This is a genomic window from Paraburkholderia sediminicola (assembly GCF_046026895.1).
GTDB classification, from domain to species: Bacteria; Pseudomonadota; Gammaproteobacteria; order Burkholderiales; family Burkholderiaceae; genus Paraburkholderia; species Paraburkholderia sediminicola_C.
This window is the reverse complement of the sequence record NZ_JAQQEU010000045.1, coordinates 1-14,798: the sequence shown is the minus strand read 5'-3', so window position 1 is coordinate 14,798 and position 14,798 is coordinate 1. Positions and strand designations below refer to the sequence as shown.

At 62.7% G+C, this 14,798-nt stretch carries 11 protein-coding genes; 2 read left to right on the top strand and 9 right to left on the bottom strand.

The features are described from left to right. Window positions 1–17: 17 nt before the first annotated feature. The 7 genes from PQR02_RS26370 to coq7 form a co-directional block, all read right to left on the bottom strand. On the bottom strand, window positions 18–1,430 hold the full coding sequence (locus PQR02_RS26370; protein WP_408238156.1) for a UDP-N-acetylmuramoyl-tripeptide--D-alanyl-D-alanine ligase: 1,413 nt from the start codon (window positions 1,428–1,430) through the stop codon (window positions 18–20). Next, window positions 1,427–2,974, bottom strand: coding sequence for a UDP-N-acetylmuramoyl-L-alanyl-D-glutamate--2,6-diaminopimelate ligase (locus PQR02_RS26365; RefSeq protein ID WP_408238153.1), 1,548 nt, complete (start codon window positions 2,972–2,974; stop codon window positions 1,427–1,429). The genes PQR02_RS26370 and PQR02_RS26365 overlap by 4 nt, the downstream gene beginning before the upstream one ends. Beyond that, window positions 2,971–4,836 carry a peptidoglycan D,D-transpeptidase FtsI family protein gene (locus PQR02_RS26360; RefSeq protein WP_408238150.1) on the bottom strand — a complete coding sequence of 622 codons (1,866 nt, stop codon included), beginning with the start codon at window positions 4,834–4,836 and terminating at the stop codon, window positions 2,971–2,973. Before PQR02_RS26360 ends, PQR02_RS26365 begins: the two co-directional genes overlap by 4 nt. Further along, window positions 4,833–5,189, bottom strand: a complete 357-nt coding sequence (gene ftsL / locus PQR02_RS26355) for a cell division protein FtsL (protein WP_408238147.1) — start codon at window positions 5,187–5,189, stop codon at window positions 4,833–4,835. The genes PQR02_RS26360 and ftsL overlap by 4 nt, the downstream gene beginning before the upstream one ends. Then, complete coding sequence (rsmH, locus tag PQR02_RS26350) at window positions 5,186–6,139, bottom strand: 16S rRNA (cytosine(1402)-N(4))-methyltransferase RsmH (RefSeq protein ID WP_408238144.1); 954 nt, start codon at window positions 6,137–6,139, stop codon at window positions 5,186–5,188. Before rsmH ends, ftsL begins: the two co-directional genes overlap by 4 nt. Before the next feature lie 15 nt (window positions 6,140–6,154). Next, window positions 6,155–6,583, bottom strand: a complete 429-nt coding sequence (gene mraZ, locus PQR02_RS26345; RefSeq protein ID WP_149673462.1) for a division/cell wall cluster transcriptional repressor MraZ — start codon at window positions 6,581–6,583, stop codon at window positions 6,155–6,157. A 460-nt stretch (window positions 6,584–7,043) separates the two neighbouring features. Further along, complete coding sequence (coq7, locus tag PQR02_RS26340; RefSeq protein WP_408238139.1) at window positions 7,044–7,682, bottom strand: 2-polyprenyl-3-methyl-6-methoxy-1,4-benzoquinone monooxygenase; 639 nt, start codon at window positions 7,680–7,682, stop codon at window positions 7,044–7,046. A gap of 299 nt (window positions 7,683–7,981) precedes the next feature. On the opposite strand from coq7, the gene PQR02_RS26335 reads away from it, so the two are divergent. Continuing rightward, window positions 7,982–9,151: a porin gene (locus PQR02_RS26335; protein WP_408238136.1), complete on the top strand. Its 1,170-nt coding sequence runs from the start codon at window positions 7,982–7,984 to the stop codon at window positions 9,149–9,151. A 185-nt stretch (window positions 9,152–9,336) separates the two neighbouring features. On the opposite strand, the gene PQR02_RS26330 is transcribed toward PQR02_RS26335, so the two are convergent. Both PQR02_RS26330 and PQR02_RS26325 read right to left on the bottom strand, forming a co-directional pair. After that, on the bottom strand, window positions 9,337–11,010 hold the full coding sequence (locus tag PQR02_RS26330; protein ID WP_408238133.1) for a long-chain fatty acid--CoA ligase: 1,674 nt from the start codon (window positions 11,008–11,010) through the stop codon (window positions 9,337–9,339). Window positions 11,011–11,157: 147 nt separating this feature from the next. After that, on the bottom strand, window positions 11,158–13,236 hold the full coding sequence (locus PQR02_RS26325; protein WP_408238130.1) for a molybdopterin-containing oxidoreductase family protein: 2,079 nt from the start codon (window positions 13,234–13,236) through the stop codon (window positions 11,158–11,160). A gap of 185 nt (window positions 13,237–13,421) precedes the next feature. Between PQR02_RS26325 and PQR02_RS26320 the strand changes: the two genes are divergently transcribed. After that, a complete protein-coding gene (locus PQR02_RS26320) occupies window positions 13,422–14,618 on the top strand; it encodes a M20 aminoacylase family protein (RefSeq protein ID WP_408238127.1) in 1,197 nt (398 codons plus the stop codon). Window positions 14,619–14,798 lie beyond the last annotated feature (180 nt).

Below are 14,798 nucleotides of genomic sequence, written 5' to 3'. Positions count from 1 at the left end.
GCTTCGGTCCTTCTATTTCAATGTGCGGCGGGCGTCGAGCCCGCTGCGTTGGGTTGTGGACTCGTTACGGCGTCCACCACGCGCTCCATTTGCATGAAGCGCGAGCCTTTCACGAGAAGCGTTGCGGCAGCGCCGAAACCGGCCTGCTGCAATTGCGCGATCAACGTGCCGAGATCGGCCACGTGATGCGCACCTGCGCCGTACGCAGTGCAGGCGTCGCGCGAGGCGTCGCCCATTGCGTACAGCGCGTCGATGCCGCGCTCTTTGGCGTACGCACCGATTTCGCGGTGAAACGCCGGACCGTTGTCGCCGACTTCACCCATGTCGCCCATCACCAGCACGCGCGGCGCGGCGCGCGACGCGAGCACGTCGATCGCGGCGCGCATCGAGTCGGGATTGGCGTTGTAGGTGTCGTCGATCACGGTGGCGCCGGCGAGCGTGCCGAGCGCGGCCTGCTTCACCTGCAGCCGACCCTTCACGGGGCCGAACGATTCGAGGCCGCGTTTGATCGCGTCGAGCGCAACGCCTGCGGCCAACGCGGCGGACGTCGCGGCGAGTGCGTTGTGCGCGTTGTGATCGCCGAGTACTTGCAGCGTGACGTCAAGCGGGCCTTCGGGCGTCTCGATGCTCAGGCGCTGGCCGTCGAACGTGCCTTTGACGGCAGCTTCCGTCACACGCTCCGCCGAATTCAAAGCGAAGTCGACGATGCGGTTGCCGGTTGCCGCCACGCGCCAGATGCTCGCGTAAGCATCGTCCGCCGGGAATACGGCGACGCCCTCGGGTGACAGCGCGTGAATCACGCTTGCGTGTTCGAGCGCGACCGCTTCGACGGTCGCCATGAACTCCTGATGCTCGCGCTGCGCGTTGTTCACCACGGCCACCGTCGGCTCGGCGATTTTTGCGAGCAGCTCGGTTTCGCCCGGATGATTCATGCCCAGTTCGACCACCGCCAGCCGATGCGCGGCGTGCAAACGGAACAGCGTGAGCGGCAAGCCGATGTCGTTATTGAAATTGCCGGCGGTCGCGAGACGCGTTTGCACGCCGACCGCGGCAGCGAAAATCGACGCGATCATTTCCTTGACCGTGGTCTTGCCGTTGCTGCCCGTCACCCCGACGAGCGGCATGCCGAACTGCCGGCGCCAGCCGCGCGCGAGCGCGCCCAGCGCGGCCCGCGTATCGGCCACGCGGATCGCGGGCGCGTTCCAGCCATCCGGTGTGCGCGTGACGAGCACAGCCGTCACGTGGCGCGCCGCGACCTCCGGCAGGAAGTCGTGCGCGTCGAAACGCTCGCCCTTGATCGCGACGAACAGATCGCCGGGGCCGGCGCTGCGGCTGTCGGTCGACACGCGTTCAAACGCAACGCTGTCGTCGCCGAGCACGGTCGCGCCGGGGATCAGCGCGGCGGCATCACGTAGCGTGAACATGCTCATTCGCCACCTCCGCGTGCGTGCGTCGCCCGCGCGGCGAGCGCGAGGCGGGCGTGGTCCTGATCGGAGAAAGCGCGCTTCTTGCCCATGATTTCCTGCGTAGCTTCGTGCCCCTTGCCGGCCAGCACGATGACGTCTTCGCGTGCGGCGCTGCGGATCGCTTGCAGGATCGCGCTTGCGCGGTCTTCGATCCGGCGTGCCCGCGACGCGTCCTTCATGCCCGCGGCGATCTGGTCGATGATCGACTGGGGGTCTTCGCTGCGCGGGTTGTCGCTGGTCACGACGACGCCGTCCGCCAGCTTCTCGGCGATCGCGCCCATCAGCGGGCGCTTGGTGGCGTCGCGGTCGCCGCCGCAGCCGAACATGCAGATCAGTTCGCCACCGCGCGCGGCCGCCATCGGGCGCAGCGCTTCCAGAGTCTTTTCCAGCGCGTCCGGCGTATGCGCGTAATCGATTACAACGAGCGGCTCATCGTTTTGCAAACGGCCACCGAGGCGCTGCATGCGGCCGTTCACCGGCTCGAGTTTCGCGAGTTCGGCGAGCGCTGCGTCGAATGGCACGTCGGCGGCGAGCAGCGCGCCGAGCACGCCGAGCAGATTGCTGACGTTGAACGCGCCGAGCGTTTGCACTTCGACTTCGGCGCTGCCCCAATCCGATGTGCCCAGATGGAACGCAGTGCCGGTGGCGGTTGCGCGCACGTTCGACGCGAGCAGCAGCGCGTCGGCTTGCGGCGCGTCTTGCAACCCGGCGTCGAGACCATAGGCGATCGTGCGCGCGTGGCCCCGCGTGCTGGCGAGCAAACGGCGGCCGGCGGCATCGTCGCGATTGATCACGGCCGCGCGCAGTTCCGGCCACGCGAACAGGCGCGCCTTGGCCGCCTCATAGGCTTCGAACGTGCCGTGATAGTCGAGGTGGTCTTGTGTGAGATTCGTGAACACGGCGATGTCGAACGCCGTGCCGTTCACGCGCCCTTGATGCAGCGCGTGCGACGACACTTCCATCGCCACCGCCTGCGCGCCCGCGTCGCGCAAGTGCGCGAGGCTGCGTTGCAGTTGCGGCGCGTCGGGCGTCGTGAAGCCGGTTTGCAAGAGCTGGCCCGGCAAACCGGTGCCGAGCGTGCCGATGATCGCGCAACGCGTGCCGAGCGACCCGAGTGCCGCGGCGATCCACTGGCTGCACGAGGTCTTGCCGTTGGTTCCGGTGATGCCGAGCGCCAGCATCGCGTCGCTCGGATCGCGATACCAGCCGCTCGCGATCGACCCGGCGAGTTCGTTCAACGCCGGCACGGCGAGCGTGATGGACGGATCGGTCGCGCCGCTGAAGCCTTCGGGCTGCACCAGCACCGCGGCTGCGCCACGCTCGATCGCGCCGTCGATGAACGGGCGGTTGTCCGCACCGTCCACCGCATAGGCGAAAAATGCGTCGCCGGGCGCGAGCGAACGCGTGTCGGCGTGCAGATGCGCGTCTGGCTGCACGTGCGCGTGCAGCCAGGTGAGGGCGTCGGCGATTTGCCGGTGCGCTGGATGCTTGCTACGCAGCGCGTTCATCGCACAACTCCGGGGTGGTTTTTGGCGTCGGCGGAAATCGTCATCTTCTTCGCGCCGGCGCTGGTGGAAAGTTTCTTGACCGCCGACGGCGTGGCCGGCGTGCCGGGCGCGGCCGGGGCCGAATCGTCGGACACGACCATCTGCTTGACCGGCATGTCGGGCGGCACGTTCAGCGAGCGCAGCGTATCGCCGACGATGCCCGAGAACACCGGACCCGACACCTGGCCACCGAAGTGACTGCCCGCCGTCGGCTCGTCGACCGACACCGCGACGACGATGCGCGGATTCGGCATCGGCGCCATGCCGACGAACGACGCGCGATATTTGGAGTGGTCGTAGCCGTGAGCGCCGTGCTTGTATGCGGTGCCGCTCTTGCCGCCGACGCGATAGCCCGGCACGGCCGCATCCGGCGACGTGCCGCCCGGCGCCGTAACGGTTTCGAGCATCGCGCGCACTTCACGCGCGGTGGTCGGCGAAAAGATCTGCGGACCGGTGGCCGGCTGCTCGCCGGGCGAACGGAAAATCGACACCGGCATGATCTCGCCGTCATGCGCGATCGCGGTGTACGCGCGGCCCAGCTGGAACAGCGACACCGACAGACCGTAGCCATACGACATGGTCGCCTGCTCGATGCGGCGCCAGCTCTTCCACGGGCGCAGACGGCCCGCCGCCGCGCCAGGGAAACCGACCTTCGGCGCCTGGCCGAGACCGATGCTGGTATACATGTTCCACATCTCTTCGGGCTTGAGCTGCATGGCGATCTTCGTCGCGCCGATGTTGCTCGACTTCTGGATCACGCCGCCCACCGTCAGCACGCCGAACGCGCTGTCGTCGGTAATCGGCGCACCGTCGAGCACGAAGCGGCCCGGCCCCGTATCTACCAGTGTAGTCGGCGTCACGCGGTGCAGATCGAGCGCCAGCGAAACCGTGAACGGCTTCATGATCGAGCCCGGCTCGAACGTGTCGGTCAGGATGCGGTTGCGCAACTGATCGCCGGTCAGGTGCGTGCGGTCGTTCGGGTTGTACGTCGGGTAGTTGACGAGGGCGAGCACCTCGCCCGTGCGCACGTCGATCACCATCGCCGCGCCGGCCTTCGCCTTGAATTTTTCGACGGCCGCTTTCAGGTTCGTGTACGCGATGTACTGGATCTTGCTGTCGATCGACAGATCGACGTCCTGGCCGTTGTGCGGCACGACCTGCTCGTCCACGTCCTCGATGATGTGGCCCATGCGGTCCTTGATCACGCGCCGGCTGCCCGACATGCCGGCGAGCAGCTTCTGGTCGCCGAGCTCGACGCCTTCCTGGCCTTCGTCTTCGACGTTCGTGAAGCCGATCAGGTGAGCCGTGATCTCGCCTTCCGGATAGAAACGCTTGTACTCGTCGCGCGCGTAAATGCCGGGGATGTCCAGCGCCGTCACTTGCGCGGCGACGTCGACGGGCACCTGACGCTTCACGTAGACGAAGTTCTTGTCCTCCGACAGCTTGGCGCGCAACTCCTTATTGGTCATGCCGAGCAGTTTGCCGAGCGAATTCAGCTTGTCGGCGCCGAGGTCGTCCGGCACCGATTCAGGGATGGCCCAGATCGCGCGCACCGGCAGGCTCGTGGCGAGCACGAGACCGTTGCGGTCGAGAATCTTGCCGCGCGTGGCCGGCAACTCAAGCCGGCGCTGATAGCGGATTTCACCCTGCTTCAGATAGAACGCATTCCCCGGCCCCTGAATCCAGAACGCGCGCGCGGCCAGCGCGACGAACGCCATGAACAGCAGGAACACGACGAGTTTCGAGCGCCACATCGGCAGGCGCACCGAGAGGATCGGATTGGCCGAAAAGGCGACGCTCTTGCGAGCCGACGATTTCTTCATCGCACGCCTCCGCGACGGGTCGCCGCCGGCGCCGACGCCTGCGCCGGACCGGACGTGGGAATTGGCGCGTCCTCGGCCTTCACCGAGCCCGGATTGAGCGTCAGATATTGCGTGCGGCCGGTCGTGACCGATTGCATCTTCAGCGAGTCGGTGGCGATCTGCTCGATGCGCGACGTCTTCGACAGCGCGCTCTGCTGATATTGAAACTGCGAATAGTCCTGCTGCAGCTGGCGCTCCTGCGATTGGGCGCGCTGCAACTGGATAAAGATCTGACGCTGCTGATTGGTCGCGTTGACAACCGACAGGGCGCAGCCCATCACGATCATCAGCAGGAAGATGTTGAGACGATTCATGGCGCGATCCGCTCCGCCACACGCATCACGGCAGAACGGGCGCGCGGATTCGCGGCGACTTCAGCGTCGCTTGCGAACACGCGGCCGATGATCTTGAGCGGGGGGCTCGGCAGATCGACGGCGCGAATCGGCAGACGGCGATCGACCGCAGGCGTACTGGCGTGCACCTGCATGAATCGCTTGACGATCCGGTCCTCGAGCGAATGAAAGCTGATGACCACCAGCCGCCCCCCTTGCTCCAGCAGCGATAGCGCTGCTTCTAAAACGACTTGCAGCTCCGCAAGCTCTTGATTGATGTGAATCCGTATAGCTTGAAAGGTGCGGGTTGCCGGATCCTTGCCCTTCTCACGGGTTTTGACGACGTTAGCCACGATTTGGGCAAGCTCGCCCGTGCTGACGAGAGGCCCAAGACGGTCGGACTCTGCCCGGCGAGCAACAAGCGCCTTTGCAATCTGAAAAGCAAACCGTTCTTCCCCATAATTTCGTATCACCTCCGTCAGTTCCTGCACCGTGGCCCGCGCCAGCCAGTCAGCGGCAGACTCGCCGCGCGTCGGGTCCATCCGCATGTCGAGCGGGCCGTCGGCGCGGAAGCTGAAGCCCCGCTCCGGATCGTCGACTTGCGGCGACGACACGCCCAGATCGAGCAACACGCCCGACACCCGTCCCACTCCGCGCTCCGCAATCGCGGTGCGCAGTGAAGCAAAACTCTCGTGCACGATGCCAAAGCGCGGATCGGCGATCTGCTGCGCCGTGGCAATGGCGAGCGGGTCCTTGTCGAACGCGATCAGCCGCCCCGACTCGCCCAGCCGCTCCAGCACCAGCCGGCTATGACCGCCGCGCCCGAAGGTGCCGTCCACATACACGCCGTCCGCGCGCGTCACCAGCGCATCGACCGCTTCTTCCAGCAGCACCGTGCGATGCTGCAATTCGTTTCCCATCGCAGGTGCCATATATGTAAGCCGCGATCAGAACGTGAAATTCTTCAACGCTTCGGGCATGCCCTCGGCGATTGCCGCCTGTTCCTTCGCGGCGTAGGTTTGCGCATCCCATAACTCGAAGTGACGGCCCATGCCGAGCAAGGTCACTTCTTTTTCCAGCGCGCCAGCCATGCGTAATTCCGGCGACACAAGCACGCGGCCCGCGCCGTCCATATCGACATCCATTGCATTACCGAGAAAAATGCGGCGCCACCACGTGGCGTTCATCGGCAGATTGCCGACCTTCTCGCGAAAGACTTCCCACTCCGGGCGCGGAAAGAGCAACAGGCAGCCGTCCGGGTGCTTGGTGATCGTCACCCGGCCCTCTGCCTGTGTTTGCAGCGCATCCCGATAGCGAGAGGGAATCGACATCCGCCCCTTCGCATCGAGCGTCAGCGCCGACGCCCCTTGGAACACTTCGCTCTCCCCTGTCGACCGGAGTTCGCGCTTTTGCGCTTACTCCGGTCCCATGCAACTAGTTGCTTGCGGCACTTTTGCGCCGGCTGCCCGATTCGTGAAAATCTACCCCAAAGTGCTGGCGAGATCACACAAAAATACACTTTCTCACACTGTCTCCCACTTTAGAGGAACGATTATCGGGGGTCAAGGGAGCCGCCGCGTTTTTGCGCCGATTTTGTTTGATAGAACAAGGACTTAGCGCGACTCCTTCACGTCACGCATAAAACGGAAAACCTTTATAAATGAATGAGCTAGTGCGACTTGTGAAGGTGATACGTGAAAAGTGCGGGGAACAGCGGGGAATGAAAGAGATCGCGCAGGGGGAATTAAGAGACGTAGAAGGACGATGCGGGAATGTCCGGCGCAAGGCGCGCAAGGCGCCGTCCCACTTCCGAAAATGCGCGCGGCGGCCCCTCAGTTATACGTAATAGGCCGTGCGCGTCATGACTTTCGACACCGCGCGCATCAGCGCACGCGCGGGAAAGGGCAACTCGATGCCGCCCGCGTCCATCGCGGCCTTGCCGTGCTCGATTTCATCCACGCGCATCTGCTCGACGATCGCGCGGGACTCGTGATCGGCGGCCGGCAGCTCATCCAGATGGCTGTCGAGATGCTGCTCCACCTGGCGCTCTGTTTCAGCCATGAAGCCAAGGCTGACGCGATCGCCCAGTCGCCCCGCCGCGAGACCGATGGCCATTGCGCCGGTGTACCAAAGCGGATTCAACAGACTGGGACGCGAGTCGAGCGCCTGCAGACGTTTGGCAGTCCACGCCAGGTGATCTTCTTCCTCGGAAGCGGCGTGATCGAACATGGCGCGCAAGGAAGGTGAACGGGTCGCGAGTTTCTGAGCCTGGTAAAGCGCCTGCGCGCAAACCTCGCCGACGTGATTCACACGCATCAATCCCGCTGCATGCGCACGCTCGGCCGGTGAGAGTTCCGGCGCCTCCGCCGTCACCACCGACGCCTGCGGAACCGGCAACGGCCGGCTCATCCGCGACACGCCAGTCATTGAGCGTAAACCCCGATCAAACTCGCTAATCAACACGTCCAGAAACATTGAGCACTCCCTGATTCGACGACTGCCCCAGCGAACCGGAGGTGCTTACGACAAGCTTTGCGGGGCAAAACCAGCGACGCGGCAACCTCGGATCCGCATTAAATGAGCAGCTAACTTTTGATTCTAGTCCATGTTGCGTAAACGAAACAGGAGCCTTCATGCCCACCTCCTTTTTCTTTGTGCCATGTATGCCTTTTGTTACATTACGTGGCAACTTCTCGCGAAGTTCGAAGCAAGGCCTCAACGCTAGATAAATATTCGCCTTGTACAAAAGATTCGTCATCCTTGGAGATCATTCGATGAAAAAGTCGCTTCTCGCTCTCGCAGCACTGGGCGCATTCGCAGGCGTCGCTCATGCTCAGAGCAGCGTGACCCTGTACGGTATCGTTGACGTTGGTATCAACATGAACACCAACGCGGGCGGCCACCACAAGTACGACATGTCCAGCGGTGTTCTGCAAGGCTCGCGTTTCGGCCTGCGCGGCACGGAAGATCTGGGCGGCGGTCTGAAGGCGCTGTTCGTGTTGGAAAACGGCTATGACGTGACCAACGGCAAGCTGGGTCAAGGCGGCCTGATGTTCGGTCGTCAAGCTTACGTCGGCCTGTCGAGCCAGTTCGGCACGGTCACGCTGGGTCGTCAGTACGACTCCGTCGTCGACTACGTCGGTCCGCTGGAAGCCGGTGACCAGTGGGGCGGCTACATCGCCGCTCACCCGGGCGACATCGACAACTTCAACAACGCGTACCGCACCAACAACACGGTCAAGTACACGAGCGCGAACTACGGCGGCCTGACGTTCGGCGGCACGTACAGCTTTGGCGGCCAGTCAGGCAACTTCACGGGCAACCAGATCTGGTCGTTGGGTGCTGGCTATAACAACGGTCCTCTCGTGTTGGGCGTCGCCTACTTGAACGCACGTACGCCGGCAGCTTCGGGTGGCCTGTTCAACAACGGCGGTACGATTGCAGCGCCGGCCGCGGCTGTGCCGAATACGATCTACGGTGGCTTCTCGTCGGCTAACACGTACCAGGTGGTCGGTGCAGGCGGCGCCTACACGTTCGGCGCGGCAACGATCGGTTTGACGTACTCGAACATCCGCTTCATCAACCTGGGCTCGGCGTTCGCGTCGCCGGCCCGCGGCCAGTCGGCTACGTTCAACAACGGCGAAATCAACTTCAAGTATCAGTTGACCCCGGCGTTGCTGGTCGGCGCAGCGTATGACTACACGCGCGGCGCGGAAATCAACGGCTCATCGCGTGCTCAGTACCACCAAGGCGCAGTTGGCGTGGACTACTTCCTGTCCAAGCGTACCGACGTGTACCTGACCGGCGTGTACCAGCACGCTCTGGGCGAAACGCTCAGCCAGACGGGCAATATTGTCGCTGCAACGGCAAACATCAACAACCTGACGCCATCGTCGAACCAGAACCAGTTCACGGCTCGTATCGGCATCCGCCACAAGTTCTAATAAGTCGTAAAAAAGCAGTTTGCCTCAAAGGCGCCTTCGGGCGCCTTTTTTTTTGGGCACGCTGCGCGCGGGTTTGTGACTCGTTGCGCGACGTCAGGGAATCGCGCAAATAGAGAAGCCCGGCAGACTTCCGCCCGCCGGGCTTCTCTTTCTTGCTACACGTTACTTCGTGCAGACTCGTGTGCTCATGCCCGTCCGTCGCGCAACTCGCGGCGCAGAATCTTGCCGACATTGCTCTTGGGCAACTCGGCGCGGAATTCGATGATTTTCGGCCGCTTGTAGCCGGTTAATTGCGTCTTGCAGTATGCGAAGACATCCGCGTCAGTTAGCGCCTGGTCCTTCTTCACGACGAACAGCTTCACTGCCTCGCCCGAGTGCTGATCCGGCACGCCGACCGCGGCGACTTCGAACACGCCCGGCAGTTTGGCGACCACGTCCTCGATTTCGTTCGGATATACGTTGAAGCCGGACACCAGAATCATGTCCTTCTTGCGATCGACGATCTTCACGAAGCCATCTTCGCTCATCACGCCGACATCGCCTGATTTGAAGAAACCGTCCGGCGTCATCACCTTTGCGGTTTCGTCGGGCCGGTTCCAGTAGCCCGCCATCACCTGCGGCCCGCGAATGCAGATTTCGCCTGGCTGGCCGAGCGGCACTTCATGGCCTTCGTCGTCCCGAATCGAGACTTCGGTGGACGGCAGCGGCAAGCCGATCGTCCCACTGTATTCGGTGACGGTGACCGGATTGCAGGTCACGCACGGCGAGGTCTCCGACAACCCATAGCCTTCGACGATCGGCGTATGCGTGAACTCGTACCAGCGTCTGGCAACCGCTTCCTGCACCGCCATGCCGCCGCCGTTCGCGGTCAGCAGCTTCGAGAAGTTGAGCTTGTGAAAGTCCGGGCTGTTCAGCAGCGCGTTGTACAGCGTGTTGACGGCGGGGATCGTCGTGATCGCATAGCCTTCCAGCGCCTTGATCATGCCGGGAATGTCGCGCGGATTCGGAATCAGCACGCCGAGGCCGCCGGTACGGATCGTCAGCAGCCCGCACACGGTCAACGCAAACACGTGATAGAGCGGCAGCGCCACGACCGTGATGAACTGATTGATGTCTGTGCGGTTCGCGCGAACCGGATGGAGCCACACTTCAGATTGCAGCACGTTGGCGACCAGATTCCGATGCAATAACGTTGCACCTTTGGCTACGCCCGTGGTCCCGCCCGTGTATTGCAAAAATGCGACGTCGTCGGGTCCCTGCCGGACCGCCTTGAAACTCTGCCGGCCGCCTTCCGCGATCGCCGTATTGAATTTGACGTGGTTCGGCAAGCTCCACGCGGGCACCATCTTCTTCATCTTGCGCACGACGAAGTTGACGAGGGTGCCCTTGATCCCCATCAGATCACCCATCGCCGCGACGACGACGTGCTTGACAGAGGTATTGCGCACGATCGCCTGCAACGTCACCGCGAGATTTTCGAGCAGGATGATCGCTTCCGCGCCGCTGTCCTTCAGTTGATGCTCGAGTTCGCGGGGCGTGTAAAGCGGGTTCACGTTCACGACGATGTAGCCGGCGCGCAGGATGGCGGCGATCGCCACCGGATATTGCAGCACGTTCGGCATCATGATCGCGATGCGCGCGCCGCGCGCAATGTCCTTCGACTGGAACCACGCAGCGAGGTTGCGCGAAAGCGCGTCGAGTTCGGCGTAGCTCATCTCCTGACCCATACAGACGAACGCGGGCTTGGCACGATGCTCGCGGAAAGCTTCTTCGAGCAGGTCGGCCACCGACGAATAGCGGCTTGGGTCGATCTCTGCGGGAACTCCGGGCGGATAAGATTTCAGCCAGATTTTGTCCATGCAGCGTCTCCTGATTTATTTTCGAATGGTCGTGCTAAAAACGCATCGTAGCATGGCCGCCTCGCCGCTAATCGCGAAATGCGGGCCGGTTAGACTGCAGCCTCGAACCTTCAATGGAGCGAGTGCTGCAGGAATTGATAGCGTGCGTCAGGCGCGTTCGACTTCGACGAGGCAGTCGTAGAAAGTAGCCGATCCGCCCAGATCGGTGAGCGCCTGGCTCGTCACCTGGTTGGCGTTGCGACCGTCCGGCGCGAGCTTCTTCCACCAGATCGACAGGCCGACGACGAGCCCCTCGCGCGCTTTGTCGGTGACGCAGGCGCGCGCCCGCATCGAGCCGCGGTCGTTGAAGATGCGGACCTGGTCGCCGTTGCCGATGTCTCGGGCGTGCGCGTCGGCGGGGTGGATGTCCAGATGCGGCTCGCCTTCCGTTGCGCGAAGACTTTCGATGTTCACGAACGTGCTGTTCAGGAAATTGCGGGCGGGCGGCGAAATCATCGCGAGCGGGTAACGGGCGGCGAGTTCCGGCGCGCCGTCGGCGGATTCGTGCGGCGGCAGATAATCCGGCAACGGGTCTAGACCCTGCCGCGCGAGGCGTTCGCTGTAAAACTCGCATTTGCCGGACGGGGTGCGGAAACCACCATCGGCGAACGGCGCGTCTGGCAGATTCAGCTTCGCCCAGCCGGTTTTCTTCAGGCTTTCCCAGTTCACGCCCTCAAGCGTTTTGTCTTGCCATCGGAACGCGGCCTGCGCGACGGTTTCGTCGGTTTCGAACAGCGCCGGTTCTTCGAGTCCCATCCGGCGCGCGAGGCCGCGAAAGATCTCCGTGTTCGGACGCGCGTCGCCGACGGGGGCGATCGCCGGCAAATTGAGCATCACGTGCGTATGCCCGTATGACTTGTGCACGTCGAGGTGTTCGAGCTGCGTCGTTGCTGGCAGAAGCAGATCGGCGTAGTCCGCGGTGTCGGTCTGAAAATGCTCGAGGACGACGGTGAAAAGATCGTCGCGTGCAAAACCCGCGGCGACTCGCTCCGAATCCGGCGCCACCGCCACGGGGTTCGAGTTGTAGACGACGATTGCTTCGACCTTCGGGCCGAACGCGGCATCGCCCGGATGCAGCAGCGCATCGCCGATCGTGTTCATATTGATGACGCGGCTCGCTTTGGCCGGCCAACCCGGCATCAGGTCGGGGCGCTGCAGCGCCTGCGAGTCGACCGGCGCCCAGCCGCCCGACGACAGCAGCGCGCCACCCGCTCTCTCGCGCCACGCGCCTGTCAGCGACGGGAGGCACGCAATCGCGCGCACCGCATTGCCACCGCCGCGCACGCGTTGCAGACCGTAGTTCATGCGGATCGCGGCCTTCCTCGTACTGCCGTAAAGTCGCGCAAGTTCGACGATCACTTGTTCTTCGATACCGCAAATTTCGCTTACACGCGACGGTGGATAGCCCAGCGCGCGTGCCTTCAGTTCAGCGAAGCCCAGCGTGTGGGCAGCAATGTAGGCTGGATCGAGCAGATTCTCCGTGATCAGCACGTGCATCATGCCGAGCGCCAAAGCGCCGTCGGTGCCGGGCTTCAGCGCGACGTGTTGATGGCATTTTTCCGCCGTCAACGAGCGATACGGGTCGATTGCGATCAGGCGCGCGCCGCGACGTTTGGCTTCCTGGGCGCGTGTCCAGAAATGCAGATTCGACGCGATGGAATTGGATCCCCAGATCAGGATCACCTCGCTTTCCGCAAAAAACTCGGTGAGCATGCCGATGCCCGCGCCGTATGTGTACTTCAGACCCGCCGCGCCGGCCGCCGAGCAGATCGTGCGGTCGAGCTGCGAGGCCCCGAGCTTGTGAAAGAACCGCTGCGCGATGCTGTCGCCTTGGACCAGACCCATCGTGCCGGCGTAGCTGTACGGCAAAATCGCTTCCGGTGCACGCCCTGCAATTTCCGACAGACGCGTGGCAGCGAGTTCGAACGCCTCATCCCAACTGATCGGTTCAAAGCGGCCCTCACCTTTGCGGCCGATTCGCTTCATCGGCGTAGTGAGCCGGTGCGGGTGATAGACACGTTCAGCGTAGCGGCTGACCTTGGTGCACAGCGCGCCCTGTGTCGGTGGATGATCGGGATCGCCGACGACCTTGATCGCGCGGCCATTCTCGACGGTCACACACATCGCGCAGGTGTCGGGGCAATCGTGCGGGCACACGGCGCGCGCGAAATCAGTCGGAGCATTCATCGGCGGTCCGTCACGGAGTATCAGAGCTGGGGGAAATGGGCGATTTTATTACGTCCGTTGGCGGCTAGCCTGCATGGCGCCGCCAAAATCACCTTCAGCGTAGAATTGATTATCACCGTGCCCGGGCCGATGTGGGCCCGAGCGATCCCACGCAAGTCAAAGCACATAAGCAACATCACTCCATCATGAAACTGATTCCCGAAATCCAGGCTGCTCACGGCGAAATCCAGACCCTTCGACGAACGATTCATGCCCATCCCGAACTGCGTTATGAAGAGACGGCAACGGCTGATCTCGTTGCCCAAAGTCTTGAATCCTGGGGCATAGAGACTCATCGTGGATGGGGCAAGACCGGTGTAGTCGGCATACTAAAGCGGGGCAATAGTTCACGTTCTATTGGCCTGCGCGCAGACATGGATGCGCTGCCGATTCAGGAACTGAACAGCTTCGACCATCGCTCGAAAAACGACGGAAAAATGCACGCGTGCGGCCATGACGGACATACCGCGATGCTTCTCGGCGCAGCACGACACCTGGCCAAACACGGTGAATTCGACGGCACGATCGTGTTCATTTTCCAGCCGGCCGAAGAAGGCGGCGCTGGGGCGAAGGCTATGATCGACGACGGCCTGTTCGTGAAGTTTCCAGTAGATGCGGTGTTCGGCATTCACAACTGGCCAGGTATGCCGGCGGGCCACTTCGGCGTGACTGAAGGTCCGATCATGGCGTCGAGCAACGAGTTCCGCATTGAGATCAAAGGTGTCGGCGCGCACGCCGCACTTCCGCACAATGGGCGCGATCCTGTGTTTACCGCGGTGCAGATCGCGAATGGACTGCAGAGCATCATCACGCGGAACAAGAAGCCGCTCGATACCGCTGTGCTGTCGATTACCCAGATTCATGGCGGCGACGCGGTTAATGTCGTTCCAAATGATGCGTGGATCGCGGGGACGGTGCGAACATTCACCACAGACACGCTCGATCTGATCGAAGCACGCATGCGCAAGATCGCGGAGAGCACTGCCGAAGCCTACGATTGCTCTGTCACGATCCATTTTCATCGGAACTATCCGCCGACGATCAACAGTGGCGAAGAGGCGCGTTTTGCTGCGGCGGTGATGAAAGAGATCGTTGGAGCTGAAAACGTCGACGACGCAGTGGAACCAACGATGGGCGCCGAGGACTTTTCCTTCATGCTTCTGGCAAGGCCGGGTTGTTACGCGTTTCTGGGTAACGGCGATGGCGGCCACCGCGATTCGGGGCACGGCGCCGGCCCTTGTATGCTGCATAACGCGAGCTATGACTTTAACGACGAGTTATTGCCGATCGGCTCGACGTATTGGGTTCGTCTGGCGTTACGCTTCCTTGAGCAAGGGAAGTAATCGTCGTTGGAGCGGCATGATCTGCATATGGCATGCCGCGCCCTTGTGTCGGCGCTTGCGGGGAGCCAGTGCGTAGTTTTGAGTGGCGAGTGCTTTTTACAGCTGCGTTTTCTTCCTTTGATGCGCGAAATCGAAGGATGTTATTTGAAACGCGCCAAACGCAGAAACCCCACCTTTTGG

Coding starts and splice junctions, on each gene's coding strand:
- PQR02_RS26365 (WP_408238153.1), bottom strand. CDS start 2,974: ATGAACGCGCTGCGTAGCAAGCATCCAGCGCACCGGCAAATCGCCGAC.
- PQR02_RS26325 (WP_408238130.1), bottom strand. CDS start 13,236: ATGAATGCTCCGACTGATTTCGCGCGCGCCGTGTGCCCGCACGATTGC.
- coq7 (WP_408238139.1), bottom strand. CDS start 7,682: ATGTTTCTGGACGTGTTGATTAGCGAGTTTGATCGGGGTTTACGCTCA.
- PQR02_RS26370 (WP_408238156.1), bottom strand. CDS start 1,430: ATGAGCATGTTCACGCTACGTGATGCCGCCGCGCTGATCCCCGGCGCG.
- PQR02_RS26360 (WP_408238150.1), bottom strand. CDS start 4,836: ATGAAGAAATCGTCGGCTCGCAAGAGCGTCGCCTTTTCGGCCAATCCG.
- PQR02_RS26330 (WP_408238133.1), bottom strand. CDS start 11,010: ATGGACAAAATCTGGCTGAAATCTTATCCGCCCGGAGTTCCCGCAGAG.
- PQR02_RS26335 (WP_408238136.1), top strand. CDS start 7,982: ATGAAAAAGTCGCTTCTCGCTCTCGCAGCACTGGGCGCATTCGCAGGC.
- rsmH (WP_408238144.1), bottom strand. CDS start 6,139: ATGGCACCTGCGATGGGAAACGAATTGCAGCATCGCACGGTGCTGCTG.
- ftsL (WP_408238147.1), bottom strand. CDS start 5,189: ATGAATCGTCTCAACATCTTCCTGCTGATGATCGTGATGGGCTGCGCC.
- PQR02_RS26320 (WP_408238127.1), top strand. CDS start 13,422: ATGAAACTGATTCCCGAAATCCAGGCTGCTCACGGCGAAATCCAGACC.